General features: G+C 72.0%; 20 protein-coding genes. 11 read left to right on the top strand and 9 right to left on the bottom strand.

Going from position 1 to position 20,556, the window contains the following annotated elements; genetic code table 11:
* Window positions 1-27 precede the first annotated feature (27 nt).
* On the top strand, window positions 28-642 hold the full coding sequence (gene wrbA / locus I4Q55_RS22900; RefSeq protein WP_206790400.1) for an NAD(P)H:quinone oxidoreductase: 615 nt from the start codon (window positions 28-30) through the stop codon (window positions 640-642).
* Between the two features lie 38 nt (window positions 643-680).
* On the opposite strand, the gene I4Q55_RS49310 is transcribed toward wrbA, so the two are convergent.
* Window positions 681-1,037 (bottom strand): LPXTG cell wall anchor domain-containing protein, encoded by a 357-nt coding sequence (locus tag I4Q55_RS49310; RefSeq protein ID WP_242546524.1) that lies wholly within the window; start codon window positions 1,035-1,037, stop codon window positions 681-683.
* A 388-nt stretch (window positions 1,038-1,425) separates the two neighbouring features.
* Between I4Q55_RS49310 and I4Q55_RS22910 the strand changes: the two genes are divergently transcribed.
* Together I4Q55_RS22910 and I4Q55_RS22915 are read left to right on the top strand one after the other, a co-directional pair.
* On the top strand, window positions 1,426-2,373 hold the full coding sequence (locus I4Q55_RS22910; RefSeq protein ID WP_206790404.1) for a DMT family transporter: 948 nt from the start codon (window positions 1,426-1,428) through the stop codon (window positions 2,371-2,373).
* Between the two features lie 77 nt (window positions 2,374-2,450).
* A complete protein-coding gene (locus I4Q55_RS22915; protein ID WP_206790405.1) occupies window positions 2,451-3,824 on the top strand; it encodes an amino acid permease in 1,374 nt (457 codons plus the stop codon).
* On the opposite strand, the gene I4Q55_RS22920 is transcribed toward I4Q55_RS22915, so the two are convergent.
* On the bottom strand, window positions 3,778-5,421 hold the full coding sequence (locus I4Q55_RS22920; RefSeq protein ID WP_206790406.1) for a substrate-binding domain-containing protein: 1,644 nt from the start codon (window positions 5,419-5,421) through the stop codon (window positions 3,778-3,780). The two genes, I4Q55_RS22915 and I4Q55_RS22920, sit on opposite strands and share 47 nt — an antisense overlap.
* A 128-nt stretch (window positions 5,422-5,549) precedes the next feature.
* On the opposite strand from I4Q55_RS22920, the gene I4Q55_RS22925 reads away from it, so the two are divergent.
* Window positions 5,550-5,936 (top strand): hypothetical protein, encoded by a 387-nt coding sequence (locus I4Q55_RS22925; protein ID WP_206790407.1) that lies wholly within the window; start codon window positions 5,550-5,552, stop codon window positions 5,934-5,936.
* On the opposite strand, the gene I4Q55_RS22930 is transcribed toward I4Q55_RS22925, so the two are convergent.
* The 6 genes from I4Q55_RS22930 to thyX all read right to left on the bottom strand — a co-directional run bounded on the left by I4Q55_RS22930 (window position 5,923) and on the right by thyX (window position 12,827).
* Window positions 5,923-7,620: a ribonuclease J gene (locus I4Q55_RS22930; RefSeq protein WP_206790408.1), complete on the bottom strand. Its 1,698-nt coding sequence runs from the start codon at window positions 7,618-7,620 to the stop codon at window positions 5,923-5,925. The genes I4Q55_RS22925 and I4Q55_RS22930 overlap by 14 nt on opposite strands.
* A complete protein-coding gene (gene dapA / locus I4Q55_RS22935) occupies window positions 7,617-8,630 on the bottom strand; it encodes a 4-hydroxy-tetrahydrodipicolinate synthase (protein WP_206790409.1) in 1,014 nt (337 codons plus the stop codon). Before dapA ends, I4Q55_RS22930 begins: the two co-directional genes overlap by 4 nt.
* Before the next feature lie 90 nt (window positions 8,631-8,720).
* The gene (locus I4Q55_RS22940) at window positions 8,721-10,199 is read right to left on the bottom strand and encodes a serine/threonine-protein kinase (protein WP_206790410.1); all 1,479 of its coding nucleotides are present in this window, start codon (window positions 10,197-10,199) and stop codon (window positions 8,721-8,723) included.
* Between the two features lie 111 nt (window positions 10,200-10,310).
* Window positions 10,311-11,552, bottom strand: a complete 1,242-nt coding sequence (locus tag I4Q55_RS22945) for an Nramp family divalent metal transporter (protein WP_206790411.1) — start codon at window positions 11,550-11,552, stop codon at window positions 10,311-10,313.
* A 127-nt stretch (window positions 11,553-11,679) separates the two neighbouring features.
* Window positions 11,680-12,075 (bottom strand): ACT domain-containing protein, encoded by a 396-nt coding sequence (locus I4Q55_RS22950; protein WP_206790413.1) that lies wholly within the window; start codon window positions 12,073-12,075, stop codon window positions 11,680-11,682.
* Window positions 12,075-12,827, bottom strand: coding sequence for an FAD-dependent thymidylate synthase (gene thyX, locus I4Q55_RS22955; RefSeq protein WP_091315566.1), 753 nt, complete (start codon window positions 12,825-12,827; stop codon window positions 12,075-12,077). Before thyX ends, I4Q55_RS22950 begins: the two co-directional genes overlap by 1 nt.
* Before the next feature lie 118 nt (window positions 12,828-12,945).
* Between thyX and I4Q55_RS22960 the strand changes: the two genes are divergently transcribed.
* The 7 genes from I4Q55_RS22960 (at window position 12,946) to I4Q55_RS22990 (ending at window position 19,228) form a co-directional block, all read left to right on the top strand.
* Complete coding sequence (locus I4Q55_RS22960) at window positions 12,946-13,461, top strand: toxin-antitoxin system HicB family antitoxin (RefSeq protein ID WP_206790414.1); 516 nt, start codon at window positions 12,946-12,948, stop codon at window positions 13,459-13,461.
* 12 nt (window positions 13,462-13,473) lie between these two features.
* Window positions 13,474-14,397 (top strand): DUF4097 family beta strand repeat-containing protein, encoded by a 924-nt coding sequence (locus I4Q55_RS22965; RefSeq protein WP_206790415.1) that lies wholly within the window; start codon window positions 13,474-13,476, stop codon window positions 14,395-14,397.
* Between the two features lie 299 nt (window positions 14,398-14,696).
* Window positions 14,697-16,223, top strand: coding sequence for an amino acid adenylation domain-containing protein (locus I4Q55_RS22970; protein ID WP_242546570.1), 1,527 nt, complete (start codon window positions 14,697-14,699; stop codon window positions 16,221-16,223).
* Window positions 16,220-17,467, top strand: coding sequence for a hypothetical protein (locus I4Q55_RS22975; protein WP_206790417.1), 1,248 nt, complete (start codon window positions 16,220-16,222; stop codon window positions 17,465-17,467). Before I4Q55_RS22970 ends, I4Q55_RS22975 begins: the two co-directional genes overlap by 4 nt.
* 11 nt (window positions 17,468-17,478) lie before the next feature.
* Entirely contained in the window at window positions 17,479-18,270 is a 792-nt protein-coding gene (locus I4Q55_RS22980) for an enoyl-CoA hydratase/isomerase family protein (protein WP_206790418.1), read from the top strand.
* A gap of 14 nt (window positions 18,271-18,284) precedes the next feature.
* On the top strand, window positions 18,285-18,794 hold the full coding sequence (locus I4Q55_RS22985) for a sigma-70 family RNA polymerase sigma factor (RefSeq protein ID WP_307793286.1): 510 nt from the start codon (window positions 18,285-18,287) through the stop codon (window positions 18,792-18,794).
* A complete protein-coding gene (locus tag I4Q55_RS22990; protein ID WP_206790419.1) occupies window positions 18,791-19,228 on the top strand; it encodes a zf-HC2 domain-containing protein in 438 nt (145 codons plus the stop codon). Before I4Q55_RS22985 ends, I4Q55_RS22990 begins: the two co-directional genes overlap by 4 nt.
* 107 nt (window positions 19,229-19,335) lie before the next feature.
* On the opposite strand, the gene I4Q55_RS22995 is transcribed toward I4Q55_RS22990, so the two are convergent.
* On the bottom strand, window positions 19,336-20,550 hold the full coding sequence (locus I4Q55_RS22995) for a winged helix-turn-helix domain-containing protein (RefSeq protein WP_206790420.1): 1,215 nt from the start codon (window positions 20,548-20,550) through the stop codon (window positions 19,336-19,338).
* Between the last annotated feature and the right edge of the window lie 6 nt (window positions 20,551-20,556).

A 20,556-nucleotide genomic window follows, 5' to 3' on the forward strand; every position in this document is an offset into this window, starting at 1 on the left:
CTGCCGCGCACCCTAGAGTCGGCGGACGTGAGCACACGGATACTCGTCGTCTACTACAGCTCGACCGGGAACACCGCCGCCCTCGCCGAGTCGCTCGCCGCGGGCGCGCGGGAGACCGGGGCCGACGTGCGGGTGCGGACCGTGCCGGAAACCGTGCCCGCCGACGCCATCGCGCGGAACCCGCGCTGGCAGGCCCGGGTGGCCGCCGGGCCGCACCACGAGCTCGTCACGCTCGGCGACCTCGAGTGGGCCGACGGGCTCGCCGCCGGCAGCCCGACCCGGTTCGGTGGGCCGGCCGCCCAGCTTAAGTCCTTTTTGGACAGCACGGGTGGCTTGTGGGCGCAGGGAAAGCTGGCGGACAAGGTCGCCACGTCGTTCACGACGGCGTCCACCGCGCACGGCGGCCTCGAGTCGACCCTGCTGGCCATCAACAACGTCTTCTACCACTGGGGCGCGATCGTCGTCCCGCTCGGCTACACCGACCCGCACCTGATGGAGTCCGGCAACCCGTACGGCGGCTCGTTCGTGTCCCGCAGGTCGGCGGCCCCGGACGACGTCGCGCTCGACGCCCTGCGCCTGCAGGGCCGGCGGCTGGCCACCATCACCACGCACGTCGCCACCGGGCTGAAGCGCGCCGAGTGACCGAGGGTGCCACCCGCGAGTGGCACCCGGACATCGGTTCAGCGCCTGGCCGAGGCCCGGCGGCGCAGGACCACGGCGCCACCCGCACCCACGAGCAGGATCGCGCCGGCCGCGACGAGCGCCGGGGCGGTGGATTCGTTCTCGGCCGGGCCGCCGCCGGTCTGCGGCGCACCCTGCGGCTTCACCGCGACCTGCGGCGCGGGCTTCGGCTTGGTGGGCTTCGGCGTGGGCTTGGTCGGCGTCGGCTTGGTGGGCGTCGGTGTGCCGGGTTCCCCGACGGTGAACTTCCGCCACCAGCTGCCGGTACCACCTTCGAGGCAGGACATGGTGGCGTACCAGACACCCGGCTGCACCCCGGTGAACGTGATGGAGTGCTTGTTTCCGTTCTGCTTCATGACACCCTGTTGAACCGGCCGCTGCCCACGGTAGAAGTCGTAAGCGGCTTCGGCCTTGACGTCGGCCGTGGCACACGTACCCGTGATGGTCACCGCATTTCCCGACACCGTGACCTTCATTGACGTCGGATTGCCCGGGTACGCCTCGTCGGCCGAAGCCACGGCCGGTGACAGCAGTACGCAACCGGCAGCCACACCTGCGGCGGCAAAGGATCTTCGCATTGTTTTCCCCTCCGGATCGATCGCGGGGTTTCAAAGGCATTTCGGAAGACGCCCGCCGCCGCGCCCGGTTGCGGCGCGAACGTAACGAAACAGGGCCCATCGGCCAGGCCGGATAACCGGGAAAATCACTTCGGCGGTGACGTCGGGATCACCTACAGTCCCGACGGTGACCACCGAACTCCCCGTCCTCGCGCCACCCCGGGTCGCCCACCGCGGCCGGGGAACCACCTACGTGCTGCTCGCCGCGCTGTTCTTCAGCACCTCCGGCACCCTCGGCAAGGCCACGATGTCCGCCGGCGTCACCCCGCAGCAGGTGGCCGCCGCGCGGATCGCGCTGGCCGGGCTCGTGCTGCTCGCCGTCGTCGCGCTGGTGGCGCCGCGGAAGCTGCGGGTGCGACGGGCGGACCTGCCGGTCCTGACCGGGTACGGCCTGCTCGGGGTGGCCGGCGTGCAGCTGCTCTACTTCGTCGCCGCGGGCCGGATCCCGGTCGGGATCGCGATCCTGCTGGAGTTCGTCTCGCCCGTGCTCATCGCGCTGTGGGTGCGGTTCGTCCGGCGGCACCGGCTGCCGCGGGCAGTCTGGGGCGGCATCACGCTGGCCATGACCGGCCTCGCGCTCGTCGCCCAGGTCTGGGAAGGCGTGACCCTGGACGGGCTCGGCCTGCTCGCCGGCTTCGGTGCCGCGCTGTGCTCGGCGGCCTACTTCCTGCTCGGCGAACGCGCGGTGGCCGGCGTCGAGCCCCTGGGCCTGGTCACCTGGGGCATGGTGATCGGCGCGGTCGCGATCAGCTTCGTCGCGCCGCCGTGGACGTGGCCGGCCGGGCTGCTCGGCGCGGACGTCGAATTCGGGGCCTGGCACCCGCCGGTGTGGCTGCTGCTGACCTTGCTGGTGCTGGTGGCGACCGTCCTCGCGTACGCCTGCGGCATTTCGGCGCTGCGGCACCTGCCCGCGTCGGTGGCGAGCGTGCTCGGGCTGGTCGAACCGGTGATCACGACGACCGCGGCGTGGGTGCTGCTCGGCGAGCAGCTCGCCTGGCCGCAGCTGCTCGGGTCGGCGATCCTGCTCAGCGGCGCGTACATCGTGCAGCGGAACTCGGAGATCCTCACCACTTGACGTTGCGCAACTTCTGCACCGGGTCGATCACCGGTGGGAGAATTCCGCGATCGACGTCCACCCGGGGAGGAAGCACCTTGGCGACGAAGTCCGGGCTGCGGCCCGATCTGCGGCAGCGGCACGTCCGGATGATCGCCCTCGGCGGCATCATCGGCGCCAGCCTGTTCATCGGCAGCGGCGCGGTGATCCACACCGTCGGCCCGGCCGCGGTGCTGTCCTACGCCATCGGCGGGCTGCTCGTCGTGCTGGTGATGCGGATGCTCGGCGAGATGGCGACCGCGGCGCCCGCGCTCGGTTCGTTCATGGAGTACGCGCGCGACTCGCTCGGCGGCTGGGCGGGCTTCACCATCGGCTGGCTGTACTGGTACTTCTGGGTCGGCGTGGTCGCGTTCGAAGCCGTCGCGGGCGCGAAGATCCTGCAGACCTGGATTCCCGACGTGCCGCAGTGGGTGTTCTCGCTGGCGCTGATGCTGCTGCTGACGGCGACGAACCTCGCGTCGGCGCGCTCCTTCGGCGAGACGGAGTTCTGGCTGGCGTCGATCAAGGTCGCCACCATCGTCGTCTTCCTGGTGCTGGGCACGCTGTTCGTGCTCGGGCTCTGGCCGGACGCGCATTTCTCGGTGGGCAACATCGGCCTCGACGGCTTCGTCGCGAACGGGCCGTTTTCGGTGGTGCACGGCGTGGTCATCGTGATCTTCTCGTACTTCGGCGCGGAGATCGTCACGATCGCCGCGGCGGAGTCCGACCAGCCGGAGACGGCGGTCCGCAAGGCGACCTCGACGATCGTCTGGCGCGTGATCGTGTTCTACGTCGGCTCGGTGGCACTGCTGGTGATGATCACGCCGTGGCGCGACATCCCGAGCGAGACGAGCCCATTCGCGGCGGCGTTCGGCCGCTTCGGCGTCCCGGCGGCGTCGACGATCGTGTCGGCGGTGGTGCTCACGGCGGCGTTGTCGGTGCTGAATTCGGGGCTGTACACGGCATCCCGCATGCTGTTCGCCCTGCGGCGCCACGGCTGGGCCCCGGCCTGGATCGCGGACACGAACGCGCGCGGCGTGCCGTGGAAGGCGATCCTGGCGTCGACGTCGGTCGGGTACGTGGCGGTGGTGATGAGCTACGTGTCCCCGGACAAGATCTTCTACTTCATCATCAATTCGGCGGGCGCGGTGGCCCTGTTCGTGTACGCGATCATCTGCGGCTCCCAGATCCGCATGCGGCGGCGCCTGGAGGCGTCGGAGCCGGAGAAACTGAAGCTGCGGATGTGGGGCTACCCGTGGCTGAGCTGGGTGACACTGGTCCTGACGCTGGTCGTGGTGGCGTCGATGTTGTTCGTGGACTCCGACGCGCGGGCGCAGCTGTACCTCAGCTTGATCAGCCTGGCGGTGATCCTGGGCGTCTACGCCCTCATCCGCCGGCGATCCGGGACAGCGCCCCGAAAAACACGTCCGTGATCTTCGCCGGGTCCGGGGCCACGAACGTCTGGCCGCCCGTCGCCGCCGTCAGCTGGGCCAGCTCCGCCTGGTCCGCGTCCGGGCCGATGCCGACGCCGATCAGCGGGATCGGGCGGCGGGGGTCCTGCAGCTTGCCCAGCTCGGCCAGCACCTCCGGCCGGGAAATGCCGCGCGGGTCCTCGTTGCGGCCGTCCGTCATCACGATCACCAGGTTCAGCCGGCCGGGTTCCCACTCGCGCCGGGCCGTGCGGTAGGTGTCCAGCACGCTGTCGTACAGCCCCGTGCCGCCGTCCGCGGTGGCCTTCACCCGGGCGAGCTTGTCCAGCGCGCCCGTCGCCAGGTGCTGGGAGACCGAGGCCATCGGCAGCAGCTCGCGGTAGTCCTTGTCGCCGTCCAAGCGGGTCGAAAACGCCAGCATCCGCAGCTGGGTCGCCGGCTTGAACAGGTGCATCGCCTTCGCCGCCGCCTGCATCGTCACCTGCATGCGGTCCAGCCCGGTCCCGGGGACCTGCGCGTTCATCGAGCCCGACACGTCGATCAGCACCTGGACCCGCGCGCTGAGGTTGATGCCGGCCCACTGGTTGAGCAGCTCGTCGACGGCGGGCGCGGGCGGGAGGTTCGCGGCCCGGATGCCCTGCGGCGTCACCCTCGGGTCGTCGGTGTGCTCGCGCAGCGCCTGGCCGCCCGCCGCGCGCAGGCCGGTCTTCGAGATCGCTTCGGCGCCCGCGTCGCCGAGGACCGCCTCGCGCAGCGCCGCGACGATCGGGCGCTGCTCCGGCGTGATCCCGCCCAGCTCCGCGAACGGGTAGTCCAACGTGGGCACGGCCGTCGAGTAGACGGCGACCAGCGGCGACTTCGAGTCCTCGATGTTGTGGCGCAGCAAGGAGTTCTCCGACGCCGGGAACGCCGTCACCGCGGCCGTGCCACCGCCGTCGCTCGCCCCCGGCAGCCGGGCCATCAGGTCCGTCTCGGCGCCGAGCGTGTTGGCCGAGAAGCGCCGCAGTGTCGCCACGTACGCGGCCGAGGGCTCGGGCGCCGCCTTGACGCTGTCCCGCAGGCCGAGCAGCGCCACCGCGCCGACCGCGTCGCGCGCGGGGTCGGGCATGCCCGGGACGACACCCGGCGCGGCCAGCACCTCGGCCCAGGTGGGCGCGCGGTCGGGCCAGCCGATGCCCTTGGCGACGTCCGCGGCGACGGCGAGCACCACCGGCGAGCTCGCCACCGACGCGCCGGTTTCCGGGACGTCCTTGGCGCCGAGCTGGTGGGCGCGGCGCAGCGCGAGCGTGGAGTCGGGCACCCAGACCTGCGGCCGCGGGCTGCCGTCCGAGAGGGCCAGCCGCTCGGCGGCCTGCGTCGCTTCCCGCGTCTGGACCTCGACGCTGCCGCACTGCAGGTCGAGGCCGCGCGCGACGAGAGACAGCGCGGGCGCGATGTCCGCCGACGCGGTGACGAGGACTTTGGCGGGCTGCTCGCACGCGGGCCGGGCACGCACGGTCTGCACGGTCGCCCACGCGGCGGCGCCGGCGACGAGCACGAGGGCGGTCGCGAGGGCGGGCACGAGCAGCCGGCGTCGTCTACCGTCCGAATGACGTCCCATCGGCGCGGCCTCTCTGCGCGAGGCGGGGTGGGATCAAGGTTATCCCGCGGCAAAGCGGCGTCTCGTGGGCCGGACGGCCTAACAGCCGGGCGATCTCATCTCCGGAAGAGGCGCCGGCTCGGCTCAGCTTGGCCAAGCGCCCCAATGTGGCCTTCGGTGCGTCCAACGCACCCAATGTGGCCTTCGGTGCGTCCAACGCACCCAATGTGGCCTTCGGTGCGTCCAACGCACCCAATGTGGCCTTCGGTGCGTCCAACGCACCCAATGTGGCCTTCGGTGCGCTCAACGCACCCAATGTGGCCTTCGGTGCGTCCAACGCACCCAATGTGGCCTTCGGTGCGCTCAACGCACCCAATGTGGCCTTCGGTGCGTCCAACGCACCCAATGTGGCCTTCGGTGCGCTCAACGCACCCAAGGTGGCCTTCGGTGCGTCCAACGCACCCAAGGTGGCCTTCGGTGCGTCCAACGCACCCAAGGCCACATTGGGGCGGTTGGGGCCGGCTAGACCGGGATGACCGTCGGGACGATCATCGGGCGGCGGCGGTAGGTGTCGGCCACCCAGCGGCCCACCACCCGGCGGACCGCCTGGGCGATCCGGTGCGTGTCCGTGATGCCCTCGGCCTCCGTGCGCGCCAGCTCCATCTCCACCAGCGGCACGACGGCGGCCAGCGCCTTCGGGTCGTCGGAGAAGCCGCGGCCGGACACCGTGGGGCTGCTGACCGCGCGGCCGGTGCTGGAGTCCACCGCGACGCTGATCGAGATGAACCCGCCCTCGCCGAGGACCAGCCGGTCCGAGAGCGTCGACTCGCCGACGTCGCCGACCGACAGGCCGTCGACGTACACGTGCCCGACCTCGACGCGGCCGGTGCGGGACGCCTTGCCGTCCACGAGGTCGACGACCACGCCGTCCTCGGCGATCACCACGTTCTCCGGCGCCACGCCGGTGCGGATCGCCAGCTCGCCGTTGGCGCGCAGGTGCTTCCACTCGCCGTGCACCGGCATCACGTTGCTCGGGCGCACCGCGTTGTACAGGTAGAGCAGCTCCCCCGCCGACGCGTGCCCGGACACGTGGACCTTGGCGTTGCCCTGGTGGACGACGTTCGCGCCGAGCCGGGTCAGGCCATTGACCACGCCGAACACCGCTGTCTCGTTGCCCGGGATCATCGAGCTGGCCAGCACGACGGTGTCGCCGGCGCGGATCGAGATCTGCCGGTGCTCGCCGCGCGCCATCCGTGACAGCGCCGAGAGCGGCTCGCCCTGCGACCCCGTGGAGACGAACAGGACCTTGCTCTCGGGCAGGTTGCTCGCCTGGTCGAGGTCGACGAGCAGGCCGTCCGGGACGTTCAGCAGGCCCAGGTCGGCCGCGATCCCCATGTTCCGGACCATCGACCGGCCGACGAAGGCGATCCGGCGGCCGTGCCGCTCGGCGGCGTCGAGCACCTGCTGGACGCGGTGCACGTGGCTGGCGAAGCAGGCCACGATGACGCGCTGGTCGACCTTGCGGACGACGTCGTCGAGCACCGGGCCGATGTCGCGCTCGGGCATGACGAACCCGGGCACCTCGGCGTTGGTCGAGTCGACGCAGAACAGGTCGACGCCCTCGTCGCCGAGCCGGGAGAACCCGGCCAGGTCGGTGAGGCGCCCGTCGAGCGGGAGCTGGTCGAGCTTGATGTCGCCGGTGTGCAGGACCACGCCCGCCGGGGTGCGGATCGCGACCGCGAGGGCGTCCGGGATGGAGTGGTTGACCGCGAAGAACTCGAGGTTGAAGACGCCGACGTCGCGGCGCTCGCCCTCGCGGACCTGGATCAGGTTCGGCCGCTGCCGGTGCTCCTTGGCCTTGGCCGCGAGCAGGGCGTTGGTGAACTTCGAGCCGTAGATCGGCAGGTCCGGCCGCAGGCGCAGGAGGAACGGGACGGCACCGATGTGGTCTTCGTGCCCGTGGGTGAGCACCAGGCCGTCGATGTCGTCGAGACGGTCCTCGATCGCGCGGAAGTCGGGCAGGATCAGGTCGACGCCGGGCTGGTCGTCCTCGGGGAAGAGCACCCCGCAGTCGACGATGAGCAGGCGGCCGCCGAACTCGAAGACGGTCATGTTGCGCCCGACCTCGCCGATGCCGCCCAGCGCGACGACGCGCAGGGCTCCCTCGGGCAGTGCGGGCGGGGCGTTGGTGGGGCCTGGACCGGGGGGAAGTGAGCTCACCGAGGCAGGGTCCCAACGCTGGTGTGCGAGGTCGGTGCCACGTAGGCCGCTCGCGAATCTGCTTGTGCCACCCGCTCACCATGCCAGTCCTGGGCCGCCGTGTCGCCCAGCGGCACGCCGCCCTGGGCAAGATCAGCGGCGATCAGGGCCGTCTGGTCGGCGGTCGGCGCGACGATCGGCAGCCGCGGGTCGCCGATGTCGAAGCCGCGCAGCCGCAGCGCCGCCTTGCTGAAGGCGACCCCGCCGACCCGCGACATCGCGCGCAGCACGGGAAGCATGGCGCGGTGGTTGGTGCGCGCGGTGGAGGTGTCGCCGGTCTCGTAGGCGTCGATCATGGCGCGGATCCGGCCCGCGACGACGTGACCGATCACACTCACGCAGCCGACGCCGCCGACGGAGATCCACGGCAGGTTGAGGCCGTCGTCGCCGGAGTAGTAGGCGAGGTGGGTGTTGGCGATGACCTCGGAGCCGGCGATGAGGTCGCCCTTGGCGTCCTTGACCGCGACGATCCGCGGGTGCTCGGCCAGCCGCAGCAGCGTGTCGACCTCGATCGGGACGACCGAGCGCGGCGGGATGTCGTAGAGCAGCACGGGCAGGCCGGTGCTGTCGGCGACGGTGGTGAAGTGCGCGAACAGCCCGGCCTGGCTGGGCCGCGAGTAGTACGGGGTGACGACCAGCAGGCCGTGCGCCCCCGCCGCTTCGGCCTGCTTGGCCTGCTCGACGCTGTGCGCGGTGTTGTTGGTGCCCGCGCCGGCCACGACGGTCGCGCGGTCGCCGACGGCCTCGACCACGGCGCGGATCAGGTCCTGCTTTTCCGCGTCGCTCGTGGTCGGGCTCTCGCCGGTGGTGCCGTTGACCACGAGGCCGTCGTTCCCCAGCTCCACGAGGTGCTCGGCCAGCTCCTGCGCCCGCTTCAGGTCCAGCGCGCCGTCGGCGTCGAACGGGGTGGCCATCGCGGTGAGCACGCGCCCGAACGGCCGTCCGGGCGCTGCGGTAGGTGGGTTGGACATGGTGAGAAGGTACCCCGAGGGTCCGGCGAAAACCGCGTCGACCTGGTCACCAGGAGAATTTCCCGGGGCCGGCCGCTCGTCGCGGAACTTCTACTTGACCTTGGTCACGATCGGGGCGGTGATCGGGCCGCCGTCGGCCCGGGCGAGCAGGCAGTAGAACTCGCGGCTGGGGTCTTCACCGGGCTCCGCCGGGGTCCGGCGCCACTCGGTTTCGGTGGGCACGAGCGCGCGGTAGGTCAAGTCCGCCCGGTTCTGCTCGGGCACGATCGACGACCGGAACGCGGTCGCGCACGCCGCTTCGGCACCGGCCGTCACGGCGGGCAGGCCGGGGTAGGCCGCGACCTTGGCGTCGCCGGAGCTCCAGTTCTCCACCGAGTGCAGGTTCCCGATCTCGTAGACCTCCAGCGTGTGGCTCTTGTCGCACTCGGTGTTGTTGTCTTTCCTGCTGATGATCGCGCCATCCTGGACGGGCCCGTTGTAGCAGCGGTAGTAGTCGGCGATGTCGGTGCGGATCTGCCCGCCGACGCCGTAGGTCATGGTCGGCTGCTTCTGCGGGTCGACGGCAGGCGTCTCGTAGGCCTTGCCCGCGAAGAAGCCGCCGATCAGGGCCGCCACGACCAGCACCGCGGCGGCGGTGAGCCACAGCGCACGGTGGGTTTTCGCCGGCGGCTGTGGCGCGGGGGCGCCGAGCATCGCGGTGCCGTGCGGCGGGGTGGGCCGCATGCCCTGCGCCGTGGTCAGCAGGTTCTGGGCCTGGGCGGCGGTCAGCCGCGCGTCGGGGTTGGCGACGAGCAGGCCGAGGATGGCCGCGGCGATCGGGCCCTGGCCGCGGGTGAGGTACGGGACCTCGGTCATGATCGCGTGCAGCGTCGCGGCGGTGGTCGCGCGCTCGAACGGGATCGTGCCTTCGACGGCGAAGAACAGCGTCGCGCCGAGCGACCACAGGTCGGAGGCGGGCATCGCTTCGCGGCCTTCGACGCGTTCCGGCGCCATGAAGGCGGGCGAGCCGACGATCATGCCGCTGGTGGTCAGCCGCGGGTCGTCGACGGCGTGGGCGATGCCGAAGTCGGTGAGCTTCACGCGGCCGTCCGGCGCGACGAGGATGTTCGCCGGCTTGACGTCCCGATGCACGATCCCGGCGGCGTGAGCGGCCTGCAGCGCGGCGAGCACCCGCTCCCCCAGCTGCGCGGCTTGCGCGGCGGGCATCGGGCCCCGCTGCCGCACGAGGTCGGCGAGGCTGGGCGCTTCGACGAGCTCCATGACGATGAAGGTGGTCCCACCGTCGGTGACGACGTCGTAGACGGTGACGATCGCGGGGTCGTTGAGCCGGCCCCCGGTGCGCACTTCGCGGAGCGCGCGTTCGGAGAAGACGGCGGCGGACTCGGCGTCGGGCAGCCGCAGTTCCTTGACGGCGACCTGCCGCCCGATGACCTGGTCCTGCGCCCGCCACACGACGCCCATCCCGCCGCGGCCGAGTTCGCCCAGGAGCAGGTAGCGGCCGGCGACAACCCGCTGACCAGGCGTGACGGGCGCCTGCGGCGGATAGGGGCGGGTCTGTTCGTCGGTCACGGTGCTCCTTCGGGCGGCGGTCGCGCAGATGCTAGTCGGACCGTCGCGGGAGGCTGCGGGTTCCGCGGAATTCGTGACCGGGCGAGGTTCTCCCCCGGTGGAGAAGTGACGTCAGCCGGCGAAGGTGAGGTAGATCAGGACCAGGTTCAGCGTGATGATGACCGCCGCGATCACCGAGGCCGCCACCGTGGTCGCGCGGCGGTTCGTGTCCTCGCCCATCAGCGACCGGTCCGCCGTCAACCTGATCAACGGCACCAGCGCGAACGGGATCCCGAACGACAGCACCACCTGCGACACCACCAGCGCCGCGCTCGGGTCGGCGCCCAGTGCCAGCACCAGGATCGCCGGGGTCAGCGTCACCAGGCGGCGCAGCACCAGCGGAATCCGCTTGTGCAGCAACCCCTGCATGATCATCGCGCCCGCGTACGCGCCCACCGACGTCGAGGCCAGGCCCGACGCCAGCAGGCCGATCGCGAACATCAGCGCGATGCCCGGGCCGAGCGCCGACGCCACCGCGCCGTGGGCACCCTCGATGCTGTCCACGCCCTCCTGCCCCTGCAGGTTCGTCGCCGCGAGCAGGAGCATGCCCAGGTTCACCGCGCCCGCCAGCAGCATCGCCAGGCCGACGTCGACCCGCGTGGCGCGCAGCAGGCGCCGGCGCCGGATGCCTTCCGGGCGGCCGTGGCGGTCGCGGGCCAGGCCCGAATGCAGGTAGACCGCGTGCGGCATCACCGTCGCGCCGAGCATCGCCGCCGCGATGAGGATGCTGCCCGCGCCGTCGAACTTCGGGACCAGGCCACCCAACGTCGACGCGGCCGACGGCGGCTCGACGAACAGGCTCGCCAGGAAGCCCACCGCGATCACCAGCAGCAGGCCGGTGATCACCCGCTCGAACGTCCGCTGACCGCCGCGGTCCTGGACCGCCAGCAGCGTCAGCGACACCGCCCCGGTGATCACGCCGCCCACGATGAGCGGCAGGTCGAACAGCAGGTTGAGCGCGATCGCGCCGCCGACCACCTCGGCCAGGTCGGTCGCGATGGCGACGATCTCCGCCTGCGCCCAGTAGGCCAGCCGGGCCGGCCGGGACAGGCGGCCGCGCAGCGCCTCCGGCAGCGACATCCCGCTGACCAGGCCGAGCTTGGCCGACAGGTACTGCACCAGCACCGCCATCAGGTTCGCCGCGACGATCACCCAGACCAGCAGGTAGCCGTAGCGGGCGCCGGCGCTGATGTTGGAGGCGACGTTCCCGGGGTCGACGTAGGCGATTGCGGCGACGAACGCCGGCCCGAGCAGGGCCGACCCCGTGCGCAGGCGCGTCGCCAGTCTCGGCCGGACAGCCTCGGTCACAGCCATGACGCCACCTCTCGAAAACCGGATGTCGGGGACCCTAAACCGAAGTTTAGGCATGCCGAACTTTCTTTTTCAAGGGTGACTGCGCCCACCCCGGTCCCCGGATACCCAGCGAAACGGCCGCGAAAAGTCAGGCGTGCGCGACCTCGTGGCCGGACTCGCGCAGCGCCGCGACCGCGTGGTCGAGGTCGCCGGCCCGGACCAGGACGTGGTCGGTGTCGTACGTCGACATCGAGAACAGCGCCACCCCGGCCGCGGCCAGCTCCGAGGCCAGCGCCGCGATGATGCCGGTCAGCGTGAACTCCAGCGGGCCGCGGACCGACAGCAGCCGCCAGCCGTCCTCGGCCGCGGTGGCCCCGCCGGGCGCGCGGCCCGCCGGGCAGATGACGGACAGCTCTTCGGGCGTCCGCGTCACCGACACGAACGCTTCGCCGGGCTCGAACAGCTCGGCGGGCACCGCGGCGTCCGCGGGCAGCCGCACGACGGCGTACTCGCCGGGCCGGACATCGATCGCGAGTCGCTTCATCAGCCTTCCAGCACCTTCGGGCTCGTGGCGATTTCCGTGCCGTCGGGCAACGTCGAGATGGTGAAGTCCGCGAACACGTTCGCCGCGGCCTTCTGCAGCTGCCGCAGGCACTCCACGGCCAGCTCGCGGATTTCGACGTCGGCGTGCTCGGTCGCGCGCATCGCGACGAAGTGCCGCCAGGCGCGGTAGTTGCCGGTCACGACGATCCGCGTCTCGGTCGCGTTCGGCAGCACCGCGCGCGCGGCCTGGCGGGCCTGCTTGCGGCGCAGCGTCGCGCCCGGGACGTCGGCGAACTTCTCCTCGAGCCCGGCCAGCAGCTCGGTGTAGGCGTCGACGCTCGCCCGCGTCGCGGCGACGAACTTCTCGTGCAGCACCGGGTCGTTCGCGATCACCGCCGGCTCGACGAACTCGGCGTCGCGTTCCGGCACGTACCGCTGCGAGAGCTGGGAGTAGGAGAAGTGGCGGTGCCGGATCAGCTCGTGGGTCAGCGACCGGGAGATGCCGGTGATGTAGAAGGTCACCGAACCGTGCTCCAGCACCGACAGGTGGCCGACGTCGATGATGTGCTCGAGGTAGCCGGCGTTGGTCGCGGTGGCCGGGTTCGGCTTCTGCCACGACTGGTAGCAGGCGCGGCCGGCGAACTCGGCGAGCGCTTCGCCGCCGTCGGCGTCGGTCGACCACGGCACATCCGGTGGCGGAAAGAACTCGGTCTTCGCGATCAGCTGCACTCTGGGTGACACGGTTGCGGTCACGTCAGCACTCCTTCTCCGGCTCCCGCGCAGCCTAACGGCGTGAGGGCCGTCACTCCCGGGGGACACGTGACACCACCGCCACCTTGACTGATGTCACCAATGACGTCATAGTGATGTCATGGACCTGACGCCGTACATCGCCAACCTTCGCGAGGACCTCGCGAACACGGCTGCCGCCGGGGACGAGCACACCCGGCGGGCGGCCGCGCTGCTGTCCTCCGCGCTCGAGCCCGCCGTCCGCCTGACCCTGATGAACGCCCTCGCCGACCTCGCCGCCGAGGTCACGGCCGCACTGCCGGGCCAGGTCGTCGACGTCCGGCTCGACGGCCGGGACGTCCGCGTCGTCGTCACCGGCACCGCCGAGGAGACGACGGCACGCGAGACACCACGTGACACCACACCGCCACCACCGATCGACGGCGGTGACATCAGCCGGATCACCCTCCGGCTGGTCGAGCAGATCAAGGGGCAGGCCGAACGCGCGGCCGCGGCCCAGGGCGTTTCGCTGAACACGTTCGTTTCGCAGGCGGTCCAGGGCGCGCTGGGACACGGCGGCGGCAAGAGCGGCGGCCAGAAGCACCACGGCAAGAGCGGCGGGAGCGGATCGCACCTGCACGGCTGGGTCGAAGGCTGAGGGGACGAGACGATGAGCGAAGAACAGACCACACCGGCCGAAGAGCCCAACGACGAACTGGTCCGGATCGACGAGTTCGAGACCGACGTCCCGCTGGAACTCGACGTCAGCGTCACGATCGGCCGCGTCGAGGTCGTCCTCGATGGCGACTCCGGCGCACGCGTCGAGCTGCGGCACGACCAGGGCGAGCAGCAGCCGTGGGTGGCGGGGGTCAACAGCCTGCTGTCCTGGGTCGGCGAGCGCTTCGGCGACCAGCTGGGCGTCGACCCCGGCGCCTCCCCCGCCGAGGCGGTGCACCAGAGCCGGATCGAGAAGCTCGGCAACCGCCTGGTCGTCCAGGCACCGAAGGCGTGGCAGCTGCGCAACGTCGCGCTTTCGGTGAAGGTGCACGCGCCGGCGGGCTCGCACGTCGAGGTCCGGGCGGGCGCGGCGGACGTCACGGTGACCGGCTCGGCCGGCCGCGTCGACCTGCTGACCGGCTCCGGCGAGGTGAAGCTCGACCGCGCCGACGGCTCGGCCACCATCCGCACCGGCAGCGGCGCCGTCAAGCTCGGCCCGACGCTGGGCGGGCTGCAGCTGCGCAGCGGCAGCGGCCACGTCGAGGCGTCGTCGATCACGGGGTCCGCGACGCTGGCCACCGGCACCGGCGACGTCTGGCTGGGCGCGGTCTCCGGCGAGGTGATGGCCCGCACCGGCAGCGGCGACCTCTCGGTGGCCGACGCCGCGTCGGGCACGCTCGACCTGATCACCGGCTCCGGCGAGGTCCGGATCGGCATCCGCGGCGGGACGACCGCCGAGGTCGACCTGACCTCCAGCGGCGGCCGCGTCTCCAGCGAGCTGGACGTCGCCGACACCGCCCCCGAGGGCGGCGTGAAGCTGAAGGTCCGCGCCCGCACGGGCACCGGCAACGCCGTGGTGACACGCGCGGCGGGCTGAAACAACCGGGCCTCCGGCCCGGGCCGGGGGCTCCGCCACCCGGAGCCCCCGAAGAGCGGGCTGAGCAAGGGGGAAGGACGGGCCGTTCCCGGCAGGGGGTCGCCGGGGACGGCCCGTTCGCGCGAAATACCAGAGAAAGCGCTCCATCGAAATCCGGCGAAAGATTGATGAATCCATCGAAATTCCGTTTCATCCGATTACACGAGGATTTTTCGACTTCGCTTTGAACAGATCGCGAGGCTGTCTCGTTCCCATCGGTTGACCGCGCCGACCCGGCGAAAGGTGACCGAGTGACCGCGATGATCCACCCCGCCTCGCTGCGGGGCCTGACCACCGCCGACCGCGGGCTGTTCCAGCGGTTCGGCACCGGAAATCCCGCCGAAGTCCCGTTCCACCGCATTCACGACGCCGTTTTGGCGCAAGCACGAGCCCGTCCGGACGCACCGGCCGTGCGGCACTTGGGGGAATCACTCAGCTATGCCGAACTCGATCGCCGGTCGGCCGCGCTCGCCGCCACCCTTGCCGGGCTCGGCGTGCGACCCGGTGACCACGTGGGACTGTTCCTCACCCGGTCGATCCCGATGGTGGTCGGCATCCTCGCGGTGCTCCGCGCGGGTGCGGCGTACGTGCCGCAGGACGTCCGGATCGCCCCCGCGTCACAGCTGCGGCACATCGTGGCGACCGCGGGCATCGACATCGTCCTGACCACGCGGGAACACGCCGCCGCGCTGCCCGCGGGCCTCGGCCGGGTCGTCGCCGTCGACGGCGGGCACCCGGACCACGAAGCTCCCTTCGTGACCGGCGGCGGTACCGCGATGGTGATCTTCACGTCCGGGACGACCGGACGGCCCAACGGCGTGCAGGTCACCCACGCGAACCTCGCCAACGTCCTGCTGACCGCGCCGGGCTCGCTCGGCATCCGGCCCGGCGACCGCGTGGCGCAGCTGCTGAACATCGCCTTCGACATGGCTGCCTGGGAAATCCTCGGCACGCTCGCCCACGGCGGCTGCCTGCTGATCCGCGGCCGGGACATCGAAGAGACCGCCCGCGAGGCCGACGTCGTCATCGCCACCCCGGGCGTACTGTCCACAATAGACCCGGGCGCCTGCCCGCGGGTGCGGACCGTCGCCGTGGCGGGCGAACGGTGCCCGGTCGCGCTGGCCGACGCCTGGTCGCGGCGGGCGCGCTTCCACAACGCCTGCGGCCCCACCGAAGTGACCATCGTCAACACCGTGCAGTGCTACGACCCCCGGCTCGGCAAGCTGACCATCGGCCGCCCGGTGCCGAACACCACGGTGTACGTGCTCGACGACGAGCTGAGACCGTGCCCGATCGGCCACGTCGGGGAGATGTGGGCGGGCGGCGCGTGCGTCACCGCGGGGTACGCCGGCAACGACGTCCTCACCGCCGAGCGCTACCGGCCGGACCCCTTTCTCGGCGGCGCGCACCGGATGTTCCGCACCCGGGACCTCGTCCGGTGGACCGCCGACGGCCAGCTGGAGCACCACGGGCGGACCGACGACCAGGTCAAGGTGCGCGGCTTCCGCGTCGAGCTGGACGCGGTCACCGCGACGCTGGAGCGGGCGCCGGGCTGCGAACGGGCCACCACCCTGCTGTACGAAGGCGGGCTCGTCGGCTTCGTGACGCCCTCGACGGCCGAGCCGGAGCTTATCCGCCGTTCGGCGGAAGCCGCGCTGCCGTACTACAGCGTGCCTGCGATGATCGTGCCGGTGGATCACCTGCCGCTCACCGAGCGGGGCAAGGTCGACCGGCGTGCCCTGCTGTCGCGTTTGGACAGTCGCGAGCCCGCGGAGACGGTGGCATGACCGCGACGCTGCCCGCCACCGCGGAGTCCGTGCGGGCCCGGCTGAAGAAGCGGCCGTGGACCCACCACAACCGGCTGGCCGCCGCCGTGGTCGCCGGCAACGCCGTCGCCGCCACGGCCGGCCCGCTCGACCCCGGCGTCCTGACGTGGCTCGTGCTCGGAAACCTGACCCTGGCCGTGCTGATCCGCCAGCAGCTGGTGATCAACCTGCTGTTCCGGCTGGCCACCGCCGCGCCGCTGCGGCGTTCGCTGCGGCTGCGCTGGACGCTGGGCAAGGTCTACCACTTCGGCGGGCTGCACGTCGGCGGCACGCTCTGCGCCACCGTCTGGTTCTTCGTGCTCACCGGCGTGCTCACCGCCCGCGGCGCGCCGGCGCCGCTGCTGCTGACCACCTGGGCGATCGCGGTGGTCCTCACCGTCGTGATCGTGCTCGCGCTGCCGCCGCTGCGGGCCCGGCGGCACGACCTGTTCGAGCGCTCGCACCGGTTCGGCGGCTGGTCGCTGCTGGTGCTGTTCACCGTCCACTCGGTCCTGCTGGCCGGGCCGGGCTTCGTGGGCTCCGGTCCGTTCTGGGTGCTGCTGGTCGTCGTCACGAGCGTGGCGCTGCCGTGGCTGCGGCTGCGGCGGGTGCCGGTGCGGATCACCCGGCCGTCGCCGCACGTGGCGCTCCTGTCGTTCGACTACGGCGTCACGCCGTTCGCTGGTTCGTCGACGGCGCTGAGCCGGAACCCGTTGCTGGAGTGGCATTCCTTCGCGAACGTGCCCGCGCCCGGGCGCACCGGGTTCCGGCTGACGGTGTCCCGGGCCGGCGACTGGACCGGTGCCCTGATCGACGACCTGCCGTCGCACCTGTGGGTGAAGGGCATCCCGACCGCCGGGGTGGGCAACATCGACAAGCTGTTCCGCCGGGTGGTCTGGGTGGCGACCGGCAGCGGGATCGGCCCGTGCCTGCCGCACCTGCTGTCCGGGGAGACCCCCGCGCGGCTCGTGTGGTCGACCCGCCACCCCCGCCGCACCTACGGCGACGAGCTCGTCGACGAAATCCTCGCCGTCCAGCCGGACGCCGTCGTGTGGGACACCGACAGCGCCGGCAAACCCGATCTGGTCGAACTGGCCCTGAGCGCGCACCGGGACTTCGACGCGGAAGCAGTGATCTGCATTTCGAACAAGAAGACAACGTGGCACGTCGTCGAGGCGCTGGAAGCCCGCGGGATTCCGGCCTTCGGCGCGATCTGGGACTCGTGAGGGAGACAGGCATGGACCGGACCGTCGTAGTCGACCTGCAGGCGCCCGTGGCGACCGTGACCGTGGACCGGCCGCGGGCGCGCAACGCGCTGTCGTCCCAGGTGCTCACCGAGCTGCTCGACGCGTGCTCGTCGCTGGGCGGGAACCCGGCGGTCGCAGGCGTCGTCCTCACCGGCGCGCCGGGGCCGGCGTTCGTCGCGGGGGCCGACATCCGCGAGATGGCGGCGCTGGATCCCGAGGAGGGAGCGCGCTTCGGGGCGCTCGGCCAGGAGGTCACCCGGGCGCTGGAACGGCTGCCGGTGCCGGTGATCGCCTGCGTGGACGGCTACGCGCTCGGCGGCGGCTGCGAACTCGCGCTGGCGTGCGACTTCGTCTACGCGACACCCAAGGCGGTGTTCGGCCAGCCGGAGGTCCTGCTCGGCCTGATCCCTGGGTTCGGGGGCTGCGTCCGGCTGCGCCGCCAGGTGGGTCCCGGCCGGGCCCGCGAGCTGATCTTCACCGGCCGGCACGTGGACGCGGCGGAGGCGCAGCGGATCGGGCTGGTGTCCGAGCTGTTCGACAGCCGCGAAGCCATGCTCGCCGGGGCCCGCGCGACGATCACGGCGGTGTCGCGGAATTCGCGCGACGCGGTGGCGCTGGCCAAGCAGGCGGTGAACGCGAGCCGCGGCCGCACCGTGGACGACGGCCTGGAGCTGGAGCTGTCGGCGTTCCGGTCGGCGTTCACGAGTCCCGACATGCGCGAAGGCACCAGCGCGTTCCTCGGCAAACGAGAACCGGTGTTCGGCAGCAGGACCGCCCGCTGATCGGGTGGTGCGCCATCAACGAGACGCACACGGCGCTGCTCCAGGCGCTGCACGACGAGCACGCACCCGCGCTGTGGCGGTACGCCCTGCGCCTGACCGGCGACGACCAGCTCGCCCAGGACGTCGTCCAGGAATCGTTGCTGCGGCTGTGGAACAGCCCGGAGATCCTGGAGCAGGGCGAGCCGGCGTCGCGCGCGTGGCTGTTCACGGTGGCGCGCAACGTGGTGATCGACGAGCGCCGGAGCGCGCGTTCGCGCCGGGAGGTGCGGTCGCCGGACCTGCCGGACGTGTCGCGTTCGGACCCGATCGATTCGGCGCTGGACGCGTGGGTGATCACGGACGTGCTGACGCAACTGACGGAAGACCACCGGACGGTGATCGTCCGCGCGTACTACATGGGCCAGTCGGTGGCGGAGCTGGCGGTGGAGCTGGAGGTGCCGGAGGGAACGGTGCGCTCCCGGTTGTTCTACGGCCTGCGGGCGTTGCGGCTGGCGTTGCAGGAGAGGGGGTTGACGAGGCGTTGAGGGATCCGTACGGCGAGTGGGACGCGGCGTACGTGCTCGGTGCGTTGTCGCCCGGGGAGCGCCGGGAGTACGAGCAGCACCTGGTGTGCTGCGGGACGTGCGCGGCGGCGGTGGCGTCGTTCGCGGGGATGCCGGGGATCCTTTCGGTGGTGCCGCGCGAGACGACGGTGGAGCTGCTGGGACCGGTCGTGCCGCGGGGTTCGCTGCTGCCAGGGCTGGTCCGGGCGGTGCGGGCGTCACGACGGCGCGGAAGGGCGCGAGTGGCGGCGGCCCTGGCGGGGGCGGCGCTGGCCGGGGCGGTGGCGGGGTCGCGGTTGTTCGCGCCGGGGTGTTCGTCGGATCCCCGGATCGACCGGACCACGCTCGCCCCGGCGTCGACGCCGAGCACCGACCTCGCCCCGGTGGCCGCTCCGTCCGGCCGCGAGAGGCCATGAATGCACCCAAGGTGGCCTTCGGTGCGTCCAACGCACCCAAGGTGGCCTTCGGTGCGTTGAACGCAACCAAGGCCACATTGGGGCGCTTGGGACCGGACCCTCGGATGTCAGCGAACCAGCTTGGCCAGCGGTGCCGCCAGGTCGCCACGGGAACCCACCGCCACGCCCGGCAGCCCCAGCCACTCGGCCATGTGCCGCAGCTCCGCCGCCAGCTCCGGTAGCACCCGGGCCACGTCCGCCCCCTCCTCCGCGAACGCGCCCTGCACCCGCAACACCCCCGCCGCGCGGTCGGACTTCAGGTCCACCCGCGCCACCAGCGACCCGTCCAGCAGGAACGGGAACACGTAATAGCCGTACACCCGCTTCGGCTCCGGGACGTAGATCTCGATCCGGTAGTGGAACCCGAACAACCGCTCCGTCCGGGCCCGCTCCCAGATCAACGGGTCGAACGGGCACAGCAGCGCCCGGCCCGGCACCGACCGCGGCGTCCGGGCCGCCCTGTGCCGATAAGCCACCTGCTTCCACCCTTGGACCGCGACCGGCTCCAGCTCGCCCGACTCCACCAGCTCCGCCACCGCCTGGCGGGCCGGCGCCGGGCCGAGGCGGTAGTAGTCGCGCAGGTCCGTCTCCGTCGCCACCCCCAGTGCCCGGGCCGAGCGCGAGATCAAGCCTCGCGCGCCCTCCTCCGCCGACACCGACGTGGCCAGGATCTCCGCGGGGACCACCCGCTCGGTGAGGTCGTAGAGCCGCTCGAAGGAGCGCCGCGTGCCCGTGGTCAGCTGGCCGGCGCCGAACAGGTACTCGCAGACGCGCTTGACCTCCGACCGCTCCCACCACGAGCCCGGCCCGCGGCGCTGGGCGTCCGCCGCCACGGCCCGCTCGATGCCGCCCGCGCCGATCGGGCCCAGCTCCTTCACCACCGACAGGATCTCGTCGACCAGGCCCGGGGACTTCTCGACCAACGCCCCGTAGTGCCGCCACCAGCCGTCGCGCTTGGCCCCCGACCGGATCAAGGGCCAGTCTTCGATCGGGAGCAGGCTCGCCTCGTGGGCCCACGTCTCCACCAGGAGGCGCGGCCGGCGCGCGGAGTGCGCCCACGCCGCTTCGTCGAGCAACGCCGGGTCGTACGCGCCCAGCCGGGAGAACACCGGCATGTAGTGCGCGCGGACCGCGACGTTCACCGAGTCGAGCTGCAGCAGCTGGACCCGGGACAGTACCCGTTTCAGGTGCTGCCGCGAAGGCACGCCGGACGGACGCTGGTCGGTGAAGCCCTGTGCGGCCAGGAACGTCTTCCGGGCCGTCGAGACGCTGATCGTTTGCATGGTGAG

The sequence above is a fragment of the Amycolatopsis sp. MtRt-6 genome, from assembly GCF_017308975.1.
In the GTDB taxonomy this organism is placed as follows: Bacteria; Actinomycetota; Actinomycetes; order Mycobacteriales; family Pseudonocardiaceae; genus Amycolatopsis.